Here is a 17747-nt window from a genome sequence, read left to right as displayed (position 1 = left end):
GTTTCAGTCAGCATTTCTACATGGGGACAATTTGTCCCTAGGTAGCTTCCAAGCTCTTCATCTCTTTTACGCAGTTTTTTCAGATAATCGGTAGGATTAGCACTATCTGTTAAAGCTTGGACTATATCAACTAGAGAATACTGCCATTCATCTTTAAACCAAGTTCTTCGAATTTTCTTGCTCTGAAATACAACTAATGCTTTATCTGAGGGATTCATTTTATTTTGTCACCATCGTCTTTAACTAAGGATATCCATTTAATATTATCTCCAACTTTATAGCTATGCCCGCAGTAAACGCATTTCTTGATCTTCTTTGTAAGAATTCCATCCTTATTTTGGTATTTCATTTCCTGCCTGCATTTGGGGCATTTTAAGAGAAGCATCATTCTTCCTCTTTGCTATTTTCTTTGCTCGGATCATCTTTTGTTTCTTCTGAATCTTCTTCCCCAGATTCGTCTTGTTCTTCTTCGCTGGCTTCTTCAGCTGACTCTTCTTCGGTTTCTGTTTCCTTTTGCTCTTCTTCTGCTTTCTCCTCTTCTTCAGGCTCATCAACAACTTCTAATTCGCCGAGCTTCTCTTTATCCTCTTCAATCCTTGGCTCTTCAAAAACTTCGAGCTTGTCAAGCTTTTCGATCTCCTCTTCGGCTTCTTTTCTCTTTTTTTCAGTTTCGTCTTTTTCCTGCTTTATTTTCTCGATGTTTTTCTGCTTTGCTTCTTCAATATCTTTTTCCTTCTGCTCAATAGCTTCTTCAATCTGCTTAAAGTCAGAAAACTTCTCTTTCAGGTCTTTTTCAGGAAGGTCAAAATACTGGAAGAATTTTTCTGTTAGTTTCAATTTAAAAGTCCTGCCGAATTTCTCTTTTACAACATATCCTGCTTCTTCCAATAGCTTGATGTCTTCGTATGCCTTGTTTGTCCTTATCTTTATGACATCAGCCTGCACAACAGGATACTTGAATGCTATAACTGCAAGTGTTTCCATGCAGCTTTTGCTCAATTCTGTTTCTGTAACAATGTTTTTTACAAGATCAAGATATTTCTCCCTTACAGTTAGCTTCCAGCTATTGCCTTCCTCAACAAGCATCAAAGGCGATTCCTTTTCTTCATACTCTGCCTGAAGGACTATAAGCTGCTCTCTTACAAACTCCGGGTTAGAATGGCATAATTTCGCTATCTCTTCAACTTCCATCTTCCTTCCAGATGAGAATAATAATGCTTCAACCTCTTTTTTGTCCATTTTGCCTTTTTTATCTGACTGCCGTGTATTTGTCCCCTTCTTTTTTTATTTTGTTCTCTTCTTTTTCAAACGTATCCAGGAATTTTGTCAGGTCTTCAGGCTTTAGTCCTGTAATTTTTGATAATTCATCTGATGTCTTGTTTCCCTGCCTTACTGAAAGCAGGACTAGATTCCTCAGCAAAGTATAAGCATTATGGGTGAGATTCATGTTTTCCTGCAGCACAGTTTTCAGCTTCAGATCAATTGTATGAAGCCTTGCCTGCAGGTCATTCAAGAACGCCATGACATCTCTTGTGACATAAGAAATTTTTTCAGGGGCGATTATCTCCACACTTGAAGGCATGTAATCAAAACAGAAAAATGTAAGCGCTTCTATGCTTCTGAAAAGCATCTCAAGCTCTACAAACTCCGCAAACATGCCTTCCTTGTCTTCCGGCTCCGAATATTCTTCTTTTATAAGGACTATGTCTTTATCGCCTTTTAACTTCTCAATATAATGCTTCATAGTCTGATCCAAATGCTCCTTTGGCTTTCCAAGCATTTCAACGATCAGCCTTGTATGAAGCCAGCCTTCAGCAACTTTTTTATTGATTTCTTTGTTATCCATCAAACCTTCCTCCATATGAGCATTATGACAAACAGGCCAAATGCGCTTACAATGAAATATTTGACTAATTTCTTTGCTTTCACTGTTGTTGATTCGTAAACATCTGCATTCAAAACAACGCTGCCTGTTACTTTATTTATGCTGTCAAATTCAAGTCCATTATTAAAGCTTTCGGAATCGAATTCCGCTTGCGTTTTGCCTGCAGATTCTCCTTCACTTTTAAGGAATACTGCCTTTTTTCCGGCATATTCCTGGTTGAAAATGAGCTCTACTGCCTTTGAAACAGATTTTAATGATTTTCTTGCTGAGGAATTCAGTTTAACCATCAATTTGTAATCACCAGGATCAATATTTTCATCTTCAACAACAACTGGCAGGTAAATCTGCATAGACTCATTTTTACTTAAAGCCAAATGCTTTCTGTTTTGCATCGGATTCGTTATGCTTTTCCTTCCTTTGAAAATATAAGCCCATGCATAAAGCTCCTTTTCGTCATCAGCTGTGTTTGCTGCCGTAATATTTATAATAAATTCCTTGCCGAACTCGATCATGGTTGGCGAGGCAATATTAAATCTTACCTTGTCATAAACAAAGCTTGTTATTGGAGTCTCGCTTTCCTGCTCAATATTCAAAGGAGTCTGGCTGCCCGTATCAGAGCTTGAGCTGTATCTTGTTACAGTCTGGCACAGGCTGCTTGTTGTTCCTTCGACATAAACTGTTTCCCTGTCGCTGGCATTTAACCCCTCAACAACTAAATTGTAATTTCCATCTGAGATTGCGCCATTGCAATTGGCCTCAATCTGGACGGGCATTGTAATTGTATGATTCTGGTAATTTCCATAAATATTTGTGCTTGTTGTCTTGCTGATTTTTTCTCCGCCGCTTTCGAGCCATGCCTGAACGCTTGTCTTTGTTGAATTCCCCTTGTAAATAATGACTTTGAATCTTAAGGAATCTCCAAATTTCGCCTTATTGTCAGTTCCAAGATAAACTTCATCTATCTGTATGACTGAGTTGTCAGTCCTGTTTGTTCCCCTTACAACAACCATTTTTTCAGAATAATCATCTGCGCTGTTTGTGTCATTGCATGCAACATATGCAATCCTGTTTTTTATGAAGAAAGCCTGGTCAAGCTCGTCAATGCTCGGGCTCCATGTCTTTTGGTTTGTGTTTGTTGTATTTGTCCTGCTGCCAATCTGTGTTCCGAATAAATCTTCTTTCCAGTATTCAATTTTATAAGGGAATGTTTTGTCATTCAAGTTATTACTAAAGGCAATTGACTCGTTTGTCAAGTAAATTGTTTTATCAGATGTCAAATTTATTGAAATGTTGCAGGGAGTTGAGCGTGTATCAATGACTGTGAAGTTTTTGCATGCAAAATCATTTGATGGATTTGTGTCATTGATGGTTGAATTGGTTATTCTGCCGCAAATTGTGTAATTCCCTGTCAGATTCATTGTTAATTCGCCTGTATTCGCGTATGCACTGCAGCCGATGTCTGTTCTCGTTGTTGTATTTTCAAAAACCAATGAGTTTGACGCATTTGTGATATTAAAATAAAAAGTAACATTGTCTTTTGCAGAGCAGTCTGCCTTATTCAGGATTTCAAATTTAAACAAATTATCATACAAAACATCGATGTTTATTATGTCGCTCAGATAAACGCTCATGCTTACATCGAGTGTTGCATTGGTCTGGTTTGTCTGCACAGAAATATTGTTTATTGCGCCGGGTGTTGCAATGCATTCCTGCCATGTGCCATTAAAAATACACAGGGTTTTATTATTGCCAGCTGCGCCAAGGGAAACATTGTAAGTCATATTGAAAACAACATCCAAGGTCTTATTTTTCAGCAACAGCTCTTCTCCTGAATTGCTCAGATCAAACGATGAATCAAGCAATGTTGAGTTAAAATCAAAGTAATCTGTTAAAAATGTAGCTGCATCATCTGCGATAACTGCATATTCGCTTGCATTTAATATGTAGCTTCCATTATTCAGAGTCAGACTATGATCTGTTCCTCCTTCCCTAAACTTCCATCCGCTCAGATTGACTGCTTCACTTCCATTGTTGTAAATATCGATCCATTCATGATTAGAGTCAGAACCGGGATAATCGTACATTATTTCGTTGACTACAATTTCTGCTCTTATTGTTTTTATTAAAAATAAAAGAACAGCTAAGAACAAGAAAATCCTTATTCCCAAACGCCAGGTATCTTTTCTTTGCAGTCTGCGCATTTTCCCTTCACTAAGTTGTTGCTCAAAACACTGAAGAATCCTGTTCTCTTTATTAAAAGCTTTCTGCATTTCGGGCAGTATGTGTTGTTGTATTCGTTTGCTACATTGCCGACATAAACGTAATTCAATCCTATTTTCTTAGCAACATCATGCGCTTTTTTCAGTATTTCAGCTGATGTAGCTGGCTTACCTGTTAATTTGTATGTCGGGTAGAATGCTGTAAAATGCAGCGGAACATTAATGCCGAGATTTTCTTTGATCCAAATGCACATTTTCTCTATTTTTTTAAGGTCATCATTTAAAGTCGGGATTATTAGATTTGTAATTTCGATCCAAGTCCCTGCTTTCTGCATTAGCTTTAATGCTTCCAAAACAGGCTTTAATTTTGCATCAGCTATTTTTTTGTAAAATTCTTCTGTAAATCCCTTAATATCAACATTCGCCGCATCAATATATTTGTACAGTTCTTTTAACGGTTCAGGATTTATATATCCGTTTGTAACCATTACATTTTTCAATCCTTTTTTCCTTGCAAGTTTTGCTGTATCGAGAACATATTCATAGAATATTGAAGGCTCGTTATATGTGTAAGATATTGATTTGCAGCCTGAGTTGATAGCTTGCCTTACAACATCTTCGGGCTCCAAAATTGTTGTCGGCACTTCGCCTGCATTTGCCTGGCTTGTTGTCCAGTTCTGGCAATGAGAACAATGAAGATTGCATCCTGTTGTGCCTATTGAAAATGATGTACTGCCTGGAAGAAAATGGTACAATGGCTTTTTTTCAATCGGATCGACTGAAACTGCGCAAGGCTCTGCATATACCAATGAAAATAGTTTGCCGCCAATGTTTTTCCTTACTCTGCAGTCTCCGATCTCGCCTGGCTTTATTGTGCAGAACCTGGGGCAGAGCTGGCACTGAATAAGGTTTTCTTTCAGTTTTTTATAGTAAAGGGCTTGTTTCATAAAACCAGGACAGGATAATGACTATTAAAATGTTTTGTTAAAAATTAGATAAAACAAATCCGCAACGAGAATAAAATCCTTCATTCATTCCTGAACGCAATAAAAAATTAATTTTAGCATCAATGCCCTTTACAGGCAATCCCCTTATTTTGTAATCTTCCTTTATTTTTCCGTAGCAGTCCAATAAAGCATCGTAAGCATCTGCACAAGTTGGATCGGCAGAAATTGCAGCAGTATATTTTCCCGCCGCCGCAATTAGATTTCCTTGAATCTCAAATTCTGAGCCTTCTGTTATCAGGCGATCTGCAATTGCGTATTCTTTAATCGCTTCTTCAATCACCTTTAATCTCCTCCAATATCTTCTCTGCAGCCTCAACTTTGTTCTCAGCACCAGTTATTGGCCTCCCGATCACAATATAATCTGCGCCTTGCTCAATCGCTTCTTTAGGTGTTGTGACTCTTTTCTGATCCTGGCTGGCTGCCCATAAAGGCCTTACCCCGGGAGTTACAACCAAGAAATCACTGCCGCATGCTGCTCTTATTGCCTTGATCTCCTGCGGAGAAGCTATTACGCCATCTAATCCTGCTTTCTGAGCTAATTTTGCCAGATGAACAACCTGCTCTTCGACTGTGCCATTGATTCTTAACTCGTTGTTTAATGCAGTTTGATCAATGCTAGTCAATACAGTTACGCCTAAGATAAATGGTTTTTTAATCCCAAGCTCTGCTGATTTTCTCTTTACTGCTTCTGCTGCATCATACATCATCTTATACCCGCCTGAAGCATGGACATTGATCATATAAACTCCCAGCTTTGCGGCTGCTTCTGCTGCTTTTGCAACAGTATTTGGAATATCGTGATATTTCAGATCAAGGAATACTTTGCCGCCAATTTTATTTATTTTTTTTACAATTTCCGGGCCTGTTGATGTAAAAAGCTCTTTGCCGACTTTGTAAACTCCGACATGATCTTTCAGCTCTGAAACCAATGCTTCTGCTTTTTCAACGCTGTCGACATCTAAAGCAAGGATTATTCTGTTTTTTGGATCCATTTTATTTCCTCAATTTCAATTCTGAAACGCCATACTGCTTAAAACCTTCTTCAACATGCGCAATAATTTCTGGACTGGGCTTGTAAGACTTAACAGCCAAAGGCAGCATTTGAAATGCATCACTCATCGCATAATAAGGAACATTGATTTCTTTTAATTTTTCTTCTACGCTTAACCCATCGTCCCTTTTTTCCATCCTGTTGACAAGACCGACTGCTGCAACAACATTTACTTTTGCCTCTCTTAATGCAGCTATTGCATCTATCAGGGATCCGCCGGTTGTTGTAACATCTTCCAGGACAACAACATTCTGGCCTTCTTTAATCGGGCCAATGTAATATTTATCTTTTGGATCGCCATGCTCCTTTGGCTTTCCCCGGCCAATAATCAGGGGGTAATTTTTGTTTTTCAATAAGCGGGCTCTTTTGTAATTCAGGATCAATGCAAACTTTGTAGCGCCTTCAGGAACCCCATAAAAATAATCCGGATTTAGAGCTTTTTCATTTGAAAATGAATGTATAAAATCTATCAGCTCATCCATAACTCCGGCATAATCAAGCAGATTTCTGCAGTTTGCATACCAATATGACAATCTCCCTGATTTCAATGTTATCGGCTGCTCAAAAAATCCGACAACCTTCTGCTGTATCAAAAACTTATTGAACTTCTTTTGGTTGAATGCCTTCATTTTCTATCGCCTCTTCATCTGTTTCTTCAGCTTCTATTTCCCCGCTTTCTGTTTTAAAAGGGTTCTTCACAATATAGCTTATTTCCTTCGCTTTAATGTCATTTATCTTTCCATTTTCAAAGACAATGTTTCCATTGACAATCGTCATCATAGGCCAGCCTTTCAGCTTCCAGCCATTGAAAGGCGACCATTTGCATTTTGTAAATAAATTTTCATTCTTGACTTCTTTTTCAAGAATTGGGTCAACAACAACCAGATCTGCGTCATAACCTTCCTTAATAACCCCTTTGTTTCTTATCTGGAATATTTTAGCCGGATTCTCGCAGCACAACTGGACTAATTTTTCCACTTCTAATTTTTTGTTTAAAACTGCATTAAAAAGCAAAGGCAGCATTGTCTCGACTCCTGGAATGCCATTGGGAAAATTCTCTTTTTGCTTTTCCTCGATTGTATGAGAGGCATGATCAGAGCCAATTGCATCTACTCTGTTTTTTTCAATTGCAAGCCACAATGCTTCCTGGTCTTTTTTTGCCTTTAGAGTGGGCTTCATTTTGAAGAATGAATTTTTATCATCTTCCTCGCTTAAAAAAAGATGATGCGGAGTAACTTCAACAAAAGTTTTGTTTTTTATTTTGTTTTTTTTAAGCATATTAAGCTCATTTTCAGTGGAAATGTGGCAGAGATATAGCTTATTTTTTGTGTCTTTGATCAAATTTATTGCTTTCAGAACATTTTCGCCTTCTGCATGGCATGCAATCATTTTATGGTTTTTGAAAATAAAATTCAGTGCTTCATCATTATTTATCAGAAGATTGCCTGTTGTCGCATTCATATAGACTTTGACAGAAGCGGCATCGCTGTCTTTTAATTTTCTGATTTCATCCATATCTTCAACAGCTGATCCAAAATGAAAGCCGTAATTCACAATTGATTTCTCAGCCAATATTCTTTTTTCATTGAGCAGCTCTATTGTAGTTGTCGGCGGGATCGTATTAGGCATATCAATTATTGTTGTAACTCCGCCTGCAGCAGCTGCGCAGCTTCCTGTAAAAAAATCTTCTTTGTGCGTCAATCCAGGCTCTCTAAAATGGACGTGCCCGTCAATAAGCCCGGGCAATATAACCTTTCCAGCTGCATCGATAAATCTTGAGGTTGTTATTGCCTTCTCATCTGTTATGGCTTTTATTTTTCCATCAGCGACAAGGATATTCTTTTTTTCCAGTTTTCCATCAACAAAAACATCTGCGTTTGCAATGAACAGGCTCATAATTTCACCTTTTTTCCGCTTGCATCTCTTCTATAATTTCCGAATTCTTTCATATTTAAAGCTTCCTCTCCTTTTATAATTGGTCCGTCTGTGCAGACTCTGAAGCCAGAATCATCCATGCAGCACTGGCCGCAAATCCCAAAGCCGCATTTCATATACCGCTCCAAGCTTAGCTCGCAATAAATTTTTTTATCTTTGCACATCTCTGCAACTTTTTTCATCATCTTTTCAGGGCCGCAGCTGTAAACTGCAGCAATGTGGTTTTTTTCAAGAAAGTCCTTTAACAAGTCTGTTGCAAATCCCTTTACGCCAAAGCTGCCATCATCTGTTGTAACGAATGTTTTTATATTGCTTTTCTTCATTCTTTCCAAAAATAATAAAGCATCTTTTGTTCTTGCGCCTATGACGAAATTTACATTTATTTTATTTTTTAGCGCTTCATCAGCTAAAAAAGCCAGTGGCCCGCAGCCGCATCCGCCGCCAACCAAAACAATGTTTTTGCCTTTCAGATTAAATGGATTTCCATATGGCCCGCGGATTCCTACAAGATCGCCTTCTTTTAAGCCGCATATCTTATCTGTAAATGGGCCGATGCAGGCAACAGTTACTGCAAATCTTTTATCATCTTGGTAAGAGATCGAAAATGGCTTTTCATCAAATCCAGGGATCCACAAGTTAATGAACTGCCCTGGCTTGGAATCCAGCTTGTGATCAAAAATAAAGGTTTTTATTTTACTAACTTCATTAACGATTTTTTTTATCGGCAAAACAATTGGCTGTTCAAGTTTCATTTTAAATTTATTTATGCGCTCTCCCTGTTATTTCTTTTAAATTGCTGTAACCGTTTTCTTTCATGAATTCTTCAATCTCACTGCATACTTTTTTGAAAACATCAATTCCGCGGTAATAAACAGCCGATCCCATGCCGACAGCAGTTGCGCCTGCCATGAGCATTTCAATTGCATCTCTTCCATTCATTATTCCGCCAGTCCCGATTATTGGGATTTTTACTGTTTCATAAATGTCATAAACGCATCTTACAGCTATTGGCCTTAGCGCATTGCCTGAAACGCCTCCCATTTTATTATGAAGAATTGGCTTTGCTGCCTTAATGTCTATCACCATTCCGGGGCCTGCTGTATTTACTGCAGTTATTCCATCTGCTCCTGCCTCTTCAACTGCTTTTGCTATTTCTTTTATATTTGAAACATTAGGGGATAATTTGACAAAAACAGGTGTTTTTGTGTTGTTTTTCACGATTTCAGCCACGCTTGCGGCAACCTTTGCATCTGCTGCAAATGGCTTACCAAACTCTGCCTCAACATTTGGGCACGAGATATTTACTTCGATCAAATCTGGCTTTGACTCTGAAATTCTTTTTGCAGCTTCACCGAAGTCTAATGTTTTAGAAGCAAATATAGATGCTATAATTGGCGTTTTTGATCTTCTTTTGAATTCCTTCACTTCTTCAATGCCGTTTTCAATTCCAGGGCTTGACAAGCCGACTGCGTTTATCATCCCTGCTTCAAATGTAACTATCACGGGATTATTGTGGCCTTTTCTCTCTTCCAATGAAATTGATTTTGTTGTGACAGCGCCGGCTCCGTTGTTTGCAGCATTAATTAAAGAAGAAGCTGTTACACCCAAAATGCCTGAAGCAAGGATTGCAGGATTTTCTAATCTGATTCCGCAGAGTTTTGTTGTTAAAATATCTATCCCCCAATAAAGCATGAAAAGGGCAAATATAAAAGCTTTATGGGTAGTTTTTAACTTCTATGTAGTGGTATAAAACGAAAGATTTATAAATAGTATGTCGTTTCAATAACAAAGGAACGTAATATATGGGGATAAATTAAAATGAAAAGGCAAATTAAAAATGAATTGTATATCGCAAAGTTATTGATAATGAAAGAAGTAAATCCCTATATAATTGATAATAAAAATGAAAACGGGAAGTGTTTTGCAGATTATTGTGAAGGAGAGAGAGTTTTTTCAGTTGTGCTTCCCATCACAGAATCTTCTTCTCCTTTAGACCATCAGAAGAAGACCAGCGGTATAAAAGCAGGCAGGGTAACGCCCTTTTTTAGAAATATAAGGGACCTTCTCGTATATATGCGCTATAATGCTCCTGAAAATTATATAAGATGTGGTCTTAAATTACCAGATGAACTTGATGGTGTAGAGGGTTATGTCGAGCCCATGTTTATAGACAAAAGGGGCAATCCACAAGTAAATAGAAGATTCTCTTGCGAGGTTGTAACATATCATGAATTGAATCATAATCAAAAAAATATAGCCAAAGATGGTCTTTGTGTGATAGTTAATCATGGACTACGCAATAACGAGATAAAAGAAATGTTACATAATCGTTCATTGTAAGAGCTTCATTTTAAAACAATATCATTGCTTGCCATTGCCCGCTCGCAGTAATGGCACCTTATCTTTAAAGGTTTTTGATTTGCAACATGAAACTTTGTTTTTATCTCCTCGTGGTTTGTTATGCAGTTTGGGTTGAAGCATTTCACAAACCCCTCAATTGTTTTCGGTATGGTTAATTTGTTTTTTTCAACAACCTTGAAATCTTTTATTATGCTGAGAGTTGCTGCCGGGGCCACTAAGGCTATTTTATTCACTTCCTCTTCGCCAAGGAATTTTCCCCCTATTTTTATGATCCCCTTTTTGCCAATCTTCTTGCTGTCAAGGTTTGCTGCAACAGATATTATTTCCTTGACGCTGTTGAGCTTTAGGATCTCTACAACCTTGAAAGTCACATCTGAGGGGATATGATCTATAACAGTGCCTTCCCTTATTGCGCTCACCTTTAATTGTTTCATTTTAATTTCCCCAAGACTAAGCTCAACAATGCCTGCCTTATTGGGATTCCATTTGCGGCCTGCTCAAAATAATACGCATATTTTGTGCTGTCAACATCTGTGCTTATTTCATTCACTCTTGGCAATGGATGCAAAATCTTAAGGTTTGATTTGACACTCTTTAACATATCTTTTGTTATGATGTAGACATTCCTGACTTTTTCGTATTCTGCCAGATCAGGGAACCTTTCCTTTTGTATCCTTGTTGAATATAAAATGTCTGCATTTTTGATAACTTCTTCAATCTGCGTATGCTCTGAATACTCGACATTCTTCTTATCCAGCTCTTCAAGTATATAAGATGGCATTCTAAGCTGCTCTGGTGAAATGAAAAATAATCTGCAGTTAAAATGCGATAATGCCATTGCTAAGGAATGCGTTGTCCTGCCGTATTTAAGGTCGCCAACCATTGCTATGTTCAGATTAGAAATATGCCCTTGAATCTTCTTTATTGTATAAAGATCAAGCAAAGTCTGAGTTGGATGCTGGTTTGCTCCATCGCCGGCGTTAATTACAGGAACATCTGAAACATCAGAAGCTACTCTTGCGCTTCCTTCCAAAGGGTGCCTCATAACAATAACATCTGCATAGCGCTCAACAATCTTGATTGTATCTGACAATGTTTCGCCTTTCTTGACAGAGCTGACAGAAGGGTCTGCAAAGCCAACTACTTTTCCACCAAGCTTAGACATTGCGGATTCAAAGCTGAGCCTTGTCCTTGTCGAAGGCTCAAAAAAAAGTGCTGCAAGAACCTTTCCATTCAGCAGATTTGGCTTCGGCCTTGACTCAAGGCTTTTTGCAACTTCAAGTATATGTATGATCTCTGCCTTAGAAAGTTCATTGATTGATATTATGTCTTTTCCCTTGAAGCTCATTAAAAAAGTAAGGGAATTACGCCAGTTTAAAAGTATTGTTGTGATGCTTTAGATATTTTAGATTATTGCTACTGGAGAATAGAAAGGCATTTAAAGTTCCGAGCCACTTTTATTTTAAAATGGGAGATGATGCAATTCATGATAAATGCGGAGTTGGGCTTCTTAAATTGCTAAAAGACGCATCTTATTATGAAGAAAACTATTTGATAAAAACCCTAGTCTCTATGCTGGTAAAATCGGAGAATCGCGGCAAGGATTCCGGCGGCGTAACTATCGTAAATCCTGATGCAGCACCATGCAGCGAGTGGATGTACACCATAGTCTCTGAAGGTTCCACCATCGATTTAAAAAAAATTCTGGATTCTGAAGAATATGATGCTTGCAAAGACGGCAAAGCAGCAATAGTTCATAGAAGGTACACGACTGCCGCAACAACATGCGGAGTAAATGCACAACCAATGGGAAGAGACCACCCAAGGCCGACGAAAAGGCTCGCTATAGCCTGGAATGGAAACTTTTCAAATAACCAAGAGCACATCAAAAGAATCTTGGACTTAGGCCACAGGTTAAAAACAAATTCAGATACAGAAAGAATATTGTCTGACTTGGTTTTTGGATTGAAAGAAGAACACGATAGACTAGAAAAATCTGGTGAGAGCTTTAATGGGTTAGATATTGCGGGCATTGTCTCAAAAGCAAGCTTTAATTGGGATGGTGCTTTTACCCTGGAGGGCATATTAGGCAACGGCGATGTTTTTATAGCCACTGATCCGCATAACATAAGGCCTGCATGCTATGCTGTAACGGACAAGATAATCGCTGCTGCTTCTGAAAGCGTAGCACTTACATCTGCCTGCGGCATTTCGCCAGAAGAAATTAACTTTTTGGGGCCAGCAGAGATTCTTGTAATCAGGAACAACGGCAGATATGAAATAAAGCAATACGCTGAGCCAAAGAAAAAAGCGCATTGCATGTTTGAATTTATTTATTTTTCAAGGCCAAATTCATTTATTTGGGGCAAGGAAGTTTATCAGGTAAGAAAGAATTTTGGCAGGCCGCTGGCAGGACAGATTTATGAAAAGGTCAAAGATCATGATGCCAACGATATCGTTGTGATTTCCGTGCCAAACACTGCAAGGCCCGCTGCCAAAGGCGTTGTTGATGAGCTGGAAAATCTGTTTGGAAAAAAAATCAATTATGAAGAAGGGCTGATAAAAGACGATGCAATTGGGCGAACATTCATTGAAGATGAAACAACAAGGGAAGACTCAGTAAAAATGAAATTTGATCCTGTATACAGCGTATTGAGAGATAAAGTTGTTGTTGTTATTGAAGATTCTTCTGTTAGAGGAACGACTCTTGAAACAACAGTCATAGTGCGCATTAAATCGGCTAAACCAAAGGCAATTCATATTGGTTTGTCTTGCCCGCAGCCAAGGCATCCCTGCTGCTATGGCATAGATATGTCTACTTATTCAAAGTATATTGCATTTGAGGCTGCAATTGAGTTGCTCAATGAAAATGGATCAGGCAACAAACTAGAAGAGCTTTATCAAGAAGCTAAAAAACAGGCAGGCAATGAAAGGCCGAAGAATCTAGTAAACCACATTTACAATCTTTTCCCTGTTGAATTGATTTCAGAGAGGATCGCTAAAAGGCTCGGTGTTTCTTCGGTGACGTATCAAACAATAGATGGATTAGTTGAAGCCGTTGGTTTAGGAGATAATCTGTGTTTGGCATGTTTAAATGGAGATTACCCGACAGACGGCGGAGCAAGGGCCGCAAATCAGGGCTTTATTGATTACATGGAAGGAAAAAAGAAAAGGTCTCATGAATAATGTCACTATTCTAGAATACTAATAAAGATTAATAAAGCCATCAGATTACTTTTCCATTCAAAGGTGGTGTTATGGTGTTTTTTAAGTTTGGAAAGAAAAAAGAGCAATTTCCTTCGTTTTCAGATCTTGACATTCCGCCGCCTCCATTGCCTTCTGAAGCTGACATTCCGCAGCCGATTGCAGAGGAAGATCATCCTCCTTCAGAGCTTCCTGAGATAAAGCCGAGTGAATTTGAAAATATGCCGCATTTTGAAGAATTTCCTGAGCTTCCTCCAATTGAATCTGTGCCTGAAGAGAAAGAGCCTGAGCTGACATTAGCGCAGAAAGAGGAAATGCGGGGGGAGCTGGAAGCCAAAGAAATAACACAACCAATATTTGTGAAATCCTCGCAGTTTAAAAATGTTCTTTTTGAAATAAACTCGATAAGGGAAAAATTAAAGGAATCTGAGACTATATTGTCTGATCTGGAGGATATAAAAGAAGACCGCGAGTCGCAATTTAAAAAATGGAATTCCCAGCTCGAGGATATTCAAAAAAAGCTTATGTTGATGGACAAAACACTGTTCAAAGGAGGATAAAATGCCCGGAATGCCTGTTTATGTAAAAATTGATGAATACAAAGACGTGCTGGACCTGCTAAAGATAATAAGAGCAAGGCTTGAAGAAGCAAAGGAAACTTTGAGCAGAATAAATGAGCTGAAGAACAATGAGGATTCTGAGCTTGAAGGATGGGGCAGCGACATTGATGAAGTTGAAAGAAAGATTGATTTCATAGACAGGACATTGTTTGAGCCTGAAAGGCTGTAAGATGAAAAGCGAAGAAGATCTTTTCTATATCGGAATAAAAGAGCCAGCCAGCATGAGGAGGGAGATCCTTGAAACTTCAAAGCTGATTGTCCAATTATTGCAGAGATATGAAAAATTCAGGCTGCTTAAAGCTGAAAAAACTGGGGAGATCTCGAAATTAAGGGATATTGTAAATGACATCAACAGTTTGTTCTTTAAATTAAAGGCAGAACTGCCGAAAACAAAATTAAGAAGCAAGGTTCCTGAAGAAGAAGCAGAAGAAAAACAAAAGAAAGCTAAAAAATCCAAGAAAGAAATTAAAACGCCTGCTGAAAGAGCGAAGAAAAGCAGCGTGGATGAGCTGGACGACCAGTTGAAAGAGATCGAAGCAAGGCTTGGAAATTTGAGTTAACTTTTTATATAAAGCGATTATTCTAAACTGTATGCGGAGTTGCCGGAGTGGCCAAACGGGATAGTTAGCCTAGAGCCATTGGCAAGGCTAATCCAAACTCAAGGCATTTGAGTGTTGAGTGCTCAATTGGAGTGCGATGAAAGAATCATTTGTAAGTCATCTATTGGCTTAGTGCCTACGCAGGTCCGAATCCTGCACTCCGCATTAAATTATTGGAAATTAAGTAAAAAATTTCTTATCTATAATTTAATTTCCAATATACCAAAAAAGTTGAAAATGAGAAATTTTAAACTTTTTTCAGTATAAAAATATGTGCGTATTTGGTTCTATGCAAAAAGCTTTTTGATTCTATGATAAGAAAGTTCAGAGAAATTTTTTATTATCAAATCTGCCTTGCATAATTCGGCTTTTGTGTGATATTGAGTAAGATAGCCTATGGATTTCATGCGCCCTCGCTTTGCTGCTTCAATGCCGCTAGCAGCATCTTCGATTACAACGCAGTATTTTGGCGGCACATTCAGCCTTTTAGCTGCCATCAAAAACAAATGCGGATTTGGCTTGTGTTTTGCTACATCATCTGCAGCAATGACTTCTGAAAAATAATTATCAAGCTTTAATAGTTTAAGGATTTTTTTAGCGCGCCACTTCAATGAAGATGTGGCGACGCCCATAGGAACATTGTTTTTCTTGAGCTCATTTAAAAGTTCTAACAGCCCAGGGTTGACTTTCATATTTTCTCCAATTAACTTAAGTTCTAAATTTCCGGCTTTTTTTGAAAATTTTTTTAACTCTAAGCCAATCCCGTACTTTTCTTTCCAGATTTTAAGTTGGTCTCTAAGGGAAAGTCCTAACTGCGCTTTAATTTCTTTTTCTTTAAAATGGACATCGTAGCTTTTCAATAACTCGTTAAAAGAATCCCAAATATATTTAGTAGAGTCTACTAGAACTCCATCCATATCAAATATTACCGCGCACTTCATATTGTCTAATCAGTTTTTGATGAAGTATAAAAATGTAACGTTAGCAGAAAATTTGCAACTAGAGTTTTACGAAAGCTTTAAATAAAACATCTTTCAAAATATCGCTATGAAGCCGCTTTTTGAATGGGGGGACATAACATTCGGCATAATAAGCGGAGCTTTGCTGATCGCAACAACCGGGATCTTTCTCAACATACCGAATGCTGCTTCGTTCCTGCCGATATCGCTGATTTTGTTCATAATATCTGCAATTTTGAATCTTGCCTTTAATTTCAAGGACATGCACAAAGATAAAAAAGGGTTTTTAGCTTCACTGCACGGCATTATCGACATAATCCTTTCAATTGCGTTGCTGTCTGTTGCCTTTGGCCTTGATGTGCCTTTTTCTGCAATATTTCAGGATCCAAACATAAGATTAGGAATAGGCATATTCTTCATTGCTGCAAATGTATTGTGGCTGTTTGTAGAATAATTGTTGTATGGCATTCGGCTACTGCACCAATAGATTTAAATAAGATCTATAAGTACCGAATATCATGATGAATAGATTAGTTTTATTTGATATTGACGAAACATTGCTCGATATTTCGAGAGGGCATATTTCTGCATTTTCCGAAGCTTTTAAGAAAGTGTATGGCATAGAAACAAGTATCAATATAATCCGTCATCCTGGAATGACTGACCAGCAAATAATACTTGAAGTTCTTAAGAAGAATGGATTAGACAAATCAACAATAAAATCAGGATTGAAAGAATGCGTGAAAGTAATGATTGACTCTTTTAATAAAAGCATTGGCAATGAAAAAATCGTTGTATTAGATGGCGTCTATGAATTATTAAAAGGGTTGAATAAAAATAATGTTCTGATGGGGCTTGTAACTGGTAATTTAGAACCGATTGCAAGAGGAAAATTAAAAAAGGTTAGTTTAAATCATTACTTTAAAGTTGGTGGTTTTGGCAGCGACGATATGAATAGAACAAATCTTGTCAAACTGGCAATAAAAAGAGCTGGAGAAGATTTTGGTTTTAAGTTTAATGATAACGTTTTTATTTTCGGAGATACTCCGCGAGACGTGAAAGCTGGAAAAGAAGCAAATATAAAAACAATTGGCGTTACAACAGGGAGTTATTCAAAAGAACAATTAGAAGCCGCTGGTGCTGATTTTATTTTAGAAAATTTGAAAGATATAGACAAAATTTTAGAAATAATATTATAAATGGCGCCTCCGTCAAACTCTCGCAACAGCGAGCATATATTATGCTCAATACCTTAACAGCTCTTCAAACAGCAATCCCTTTCTCTTGGTCATTTCCAGGCTGACAACTAAGTTTGTTTCTGTTTTTTCAACATCATCTGCCGGTATAAAGAACCACTGCTCTTTCTTGAATTTTATAGCCAGCCATGGCTCTGCGCCGAACAGGGTTGAAAAGTCTTTGAGGTCTTTGATCTCTTCTTCTGTGAAATATTTTTTTGTATCGTTTATCACTTTGCTTTCAATTGCTAGCTTTCTTATGCTGTTGCCTGCCAAAATGTCTGCGCTCGGGTATTTCATAGAGCCAGATCCAGCAACGCGGACAGCAGCCCATCCATTTACAGCCCAGAACTTGTGGATCAGCTCCCTTTCGGCATTTATCCCCTTGCTTTTCCTGCTCATAAGCCCATATAATTAAGAAAGATTTAAATATATTTAGTATTTTAAGGCCATTATGCCTGAAAAAAGAATTATTCCTTTGGCTGCAATGGAGAAGATCCTGAAAAATGCAGGCGCAGAAAGAGTTTCTGACAAGGCGAAGGCTGCAATGAAGGCTGTTCTGGAAGAGATCGCTGATGACATTGCGCAGCAGGCGATCAAGTTTTCAATGCATGCAGGAAGAAGGACAGTAAAGGCAGACGATATAAAGCTGGCTGCAAAATCTTAGTTGAG

Annotated in this window: 24 protein-coding genes; 8 read left to right on the top strand and 16 right to left on the bottom strand. The window is 38.1% G+C overall.

The genetic code is table 11. The features are described 5' to 3' along the window. From HYU07_00560 to HYU07_00505, 12 genes are all read right to left on the bottom strand, one after another. On the bottom strand, positions 1–218 hold a 218-nt coding region (locus tag HYU07_00560), incomplete at its 3' end, for a phage antirepressor protein (protein MBI2128707.1). After that, entirely contained in the window at positions 215–388 is a 174-nt protein-coding gene (locus tag HYU07_00555) for a hypothetical protein (protein ID MBI2128706.1), read from the bottom strand. The genes HYU07_00560 and HYU07_00555, both read right to left, overlap by 4 nt. Then, on the bottom strand, positions 385–1239 hold the full coding sequence (gene scpB / locus HYU07_00550) for an SMC-Scp complex subunit ScpB (GenBank protein MBI2128705.1): 855 nt from the start codon (positions 1237–1239) through the stop codon (positions 385–387). The genes HYU07_00555 and scpB overlap by 4 nt, the downstream gene beginning before the upstream one ends. 10 nt (positions 1240–1249) lie before the next feature. Continuing rightward, on the bottom strand, positions 1250–1846 hold the full coding sequence (locus tag HYU07_00545) for a hypothetical protein (protein MBI2128704.1): 597 nt from the start codon (positions 1844–1846) through the stop codon (positions 1250–1252). After that, entirely contained in the window at positions 1846–4086 is a 2241-nt protein-coding gene (locus HYU07_00540; GenBank protein ID MBI2128703.1) for a lamin tail domain-containing protein, read from the bottom strand. The genes HYU07_00545 and HYU07_00540 overlap by 1 nt, the downstream gene beginning before the upstream one ends. Next, complete coding sequence (gene amrS, locus HYU07_00535; protein MBI2128702.1) at positions 4044–5051, bottom strand: AmmeMemoRadiSam system radical SAM enzyme; 1008 nt, start codon at positions 5049–5051, stop codon at positions 4044–4046. Before amrS ends, HYU07_00540 begins: the two co-directional genes overlap by 43 nt. 37 nt (positions 5052–5088) lie before the next feature. Next, entirely contained in the window at positions 5089–5391 is a 303-nt protein-coding gene (locus HYU07_00530) for a hypothetical protein (GenBank protein ID MBI2128701.1), read from the bottom strand. Continuing rightward, complete coding sequence (gene pyrF / locus HYU07_00525) at positions 5384–6103, bottom strand: orotidine-5'-phosphate decarboxylase (GenBank protein ID MBI2128700.1); 720 nt, start codon at positions 6101–6103, stop codon at positions 5384–5386. The genes HYU07_00530 and pyrF overlap by 8 nt, the downstream gene beginning before the upstream one ends. Before the next feature lies 1 nt (position 6104). Further along, on the bottom strand, positions 6105–6791 hold the full coding sequence (locus HYU07_00520; GenBank protein MBI2128699.1) for a hypothetical protein: 687 nt from the start codon (positions 6789–6791) through the stop codon (positions 6105–6107). Beyond that, positions 6760–8058: an amidohydrolase family protein gene (locus HYU07_00515; protein ID MBI2128698.1), complete on the bottom strand. Its 1299-nt coding sequence runs from the start codon at positions 8056–8058 to the stop codon at positions 6760–6762. Before HYU07_00515 ends, HYU07_00520 begins: the two co-directional genes overlap by 32 nt. Next, positions 8055–8849 carry a dihydroorotate dehydrogenase electron transfer subunit gene (locus tag HYU07_00510; protein MBI2128697.1) on the bottom strand — a complete coding sequence of 265 codons (795 nt, stop codon included), beginning with the start codon at positions 8847–8849 and terminating at the stop codon, positions 8055–8057. The genes HYU07_00515 and HYU07_00510 overlap by 4 nt, the downstream gene beginning before the upstream one ends. A gap of 7 nt (positions 8850–8856) precedes the next feature. Next, entirely contained in the window at positions 8857–9768 is a 912-nt protein-coding gene (locus tag HYU07_00505) for a dihydroorotate dehydrogenase (GenBank protein ID MBI2128696.1), read from the bottom strand. A 147-nt stretch (positions 9769–9915) separates the two neighbouring features. On the opposite strand from HYU07_00505, the gene HYU07_00500 reads away from it, so the two are divergent. After that, the gene (locus tag HYU07_00500; GenBank protein ID MBI2128695.1) at positions 9916–10437 is read left to right on the top strand and encodes a hypothetical protein; all 522 of its coding nucleotides are present in this window, start codon (positions 9916–9918) and stop codon (positions 10435–10437) included. Between the two features lie 5 nt (positions 10438–10442). On the opposite strand, the gene HYU07_00495 is transcribed toward HYU07_00500, so the two are convergent. Both HYU07_00495 and pyrB read right to left on the bottom strand, forming a co-directional pair. After that, positions 10443–10892, bottom strand: a complete 450-nt coding sequence (locus HYU07_00495; GenBank protein ID MBI2128694.1) for an aspartate carbamoyltransferase regulatory subunit — start codon at positions 10890–10892, stop codon at positions 10443–10445. Beyond that, positions 10889–11806 carry an aspartate carbamoyltransferase gene (pyrB, locus tag HYU07_00490; protein ID MBI2128693.1) on the bottom strand — a complete coding sequence of 306 codons (918 nt, stop codon included), beginning with the start codon at positions 11804–11806 and terminating at the stop codon, positions 10889–10891. Before pyrB ends, HYU07_00495 begins: the two co-directional genes overlap by 4 nt. 119 nt (positions 11807–11925) lie before the next feature. Between pyrB and HYU07_00485 the strand changes: the two genes are divergently transcribed. From HYU07_00485 to HYU07_00470, 4 genes are all read left to right on the top strand, one after another. Continuing rightward, complete coding sequence (locus HYU07_00485) at positions 11926–13644, top strand: hypothetical protein (GenBank protein ID MBI2128692.1); 1719 nt, start codon at positions 11926–11928, stop codon at positions 13642–13644. Positions 13645–13715: 71 nt separating this feature from the next. Next, the gene (locus tag HYU07_00480) at positions 13716–14222 is read left to right on the top strand and encodes a hypothetical protein (GenBank protein ID MBI2128691.1); all 507 of its coding nucleotides are present in this window, start codon (positions 13716–13718) and stop codon (positions 14220–14222) included. Between the two features lies 1 nt (position 14223). Next, complete coding sequence (locus HYU07_00475) at positions 14224–14451, top strand: hypothetical protein (GenBank protein ID MBI2128690.1); 228 nt, start codon at positions 14224–14226, stop codon at positions 14449–14451. A 1-nt stretch (position 14452) separates the two neighbouring features. Next, complete coding sequence (locus tag HYU07_00470; protein ID MBI2128689.1) at positions 14453–14842, top strand: hypothetical protein; 390 nt, start codon at positions 14453–14455, stop codon at positions 14840–14842. Positions 14843–15168: 326 nt separating this feature from the next. Here HYU07_00470 and HYU07_00465 read toward each other — a convergent pair whose 3' ends face one another. Beyond that, positions 15169–15822 carry an HAD family phosphatase gene (locus HYU07_00465; GenBank protein ID MBI2128688.1) on the bottom strand — a complete coding sequence of 218 codons (654 nt, stop codon included), beginning with the start codon at positions 15820–15822 and terminating at the stop codon, positions 15169–15171. A 106-nt stretch (positions 15823–15928) separates the two neighbouring features. Here HYU07_00465 and HYU07_00460 point away from each other — a divergent pair, with 106 nt between their 5' ends. Next, complete coding sequence (locus HYU07_00460) at positions 15929–16294, top strand: hypothetical protein (protein MBI2128687.1); 366 nt, start codon at positions 15929–15931, stop codon at positions 16292–16294. Positions 16295–16361: 67 nt separating this feature from the next. After that, positions 16362–17039 (top strand): HAD hydrolase-like protein, encoded by a 678-nt coding sequence (locus tag HYU07_00455; GenBank protein MBI2128686.1) that lies wholly within the window; start codon positions 16362–16364, stop codon positions 17037–17039. Positions 17040–17084: 45 nt separating this feature from the next. On the opposite strand, the gene HYU07_00450 is transcribed toward HYU07_00455, so the two are convergent. Beyond that, positions 17085–17477, bottom strand: a complete 393-nt coding sequence (locus tag HYU07_00450; GenBank protein MBI2128685.1) for a Holliday junction resolvase — start codon at positions 17475–17477, stop codon at positions 17085–17087. Positions 17478–17529: 52 nt separating this feature from the next. On the opposite strand from HYU07_00450, the gene HYU07_00445 reads away from it, so the two are divergent. Then, positions 17530–17742 carry an NFYB/HAP3 family transcription factor subunit gene (locus HYU07_00445; protein MBI2128684.1) on the top strand — a complete coding sequence of 71 codons (213 nt, stop codon included), beginning with the start codon at positions 17530–17532 and terminating at the stop codon, positions 17740–17742. Positions 17743–17747: the final 5 nt, after the last annotated feature.

Source organism: Candidatus Woesearchaeota archaeon, assembly GCA_016180285.1.
Classification (GTDB): Archaea; Nanobdellota; Nanobdellia; order Woesearchaeales; family JACPBO01; genus JACPBO01.
Note: the sequence above shows the minus strand (reverse complement) of the source record. Positions and strands in the feature narration are given on the sequence as shown.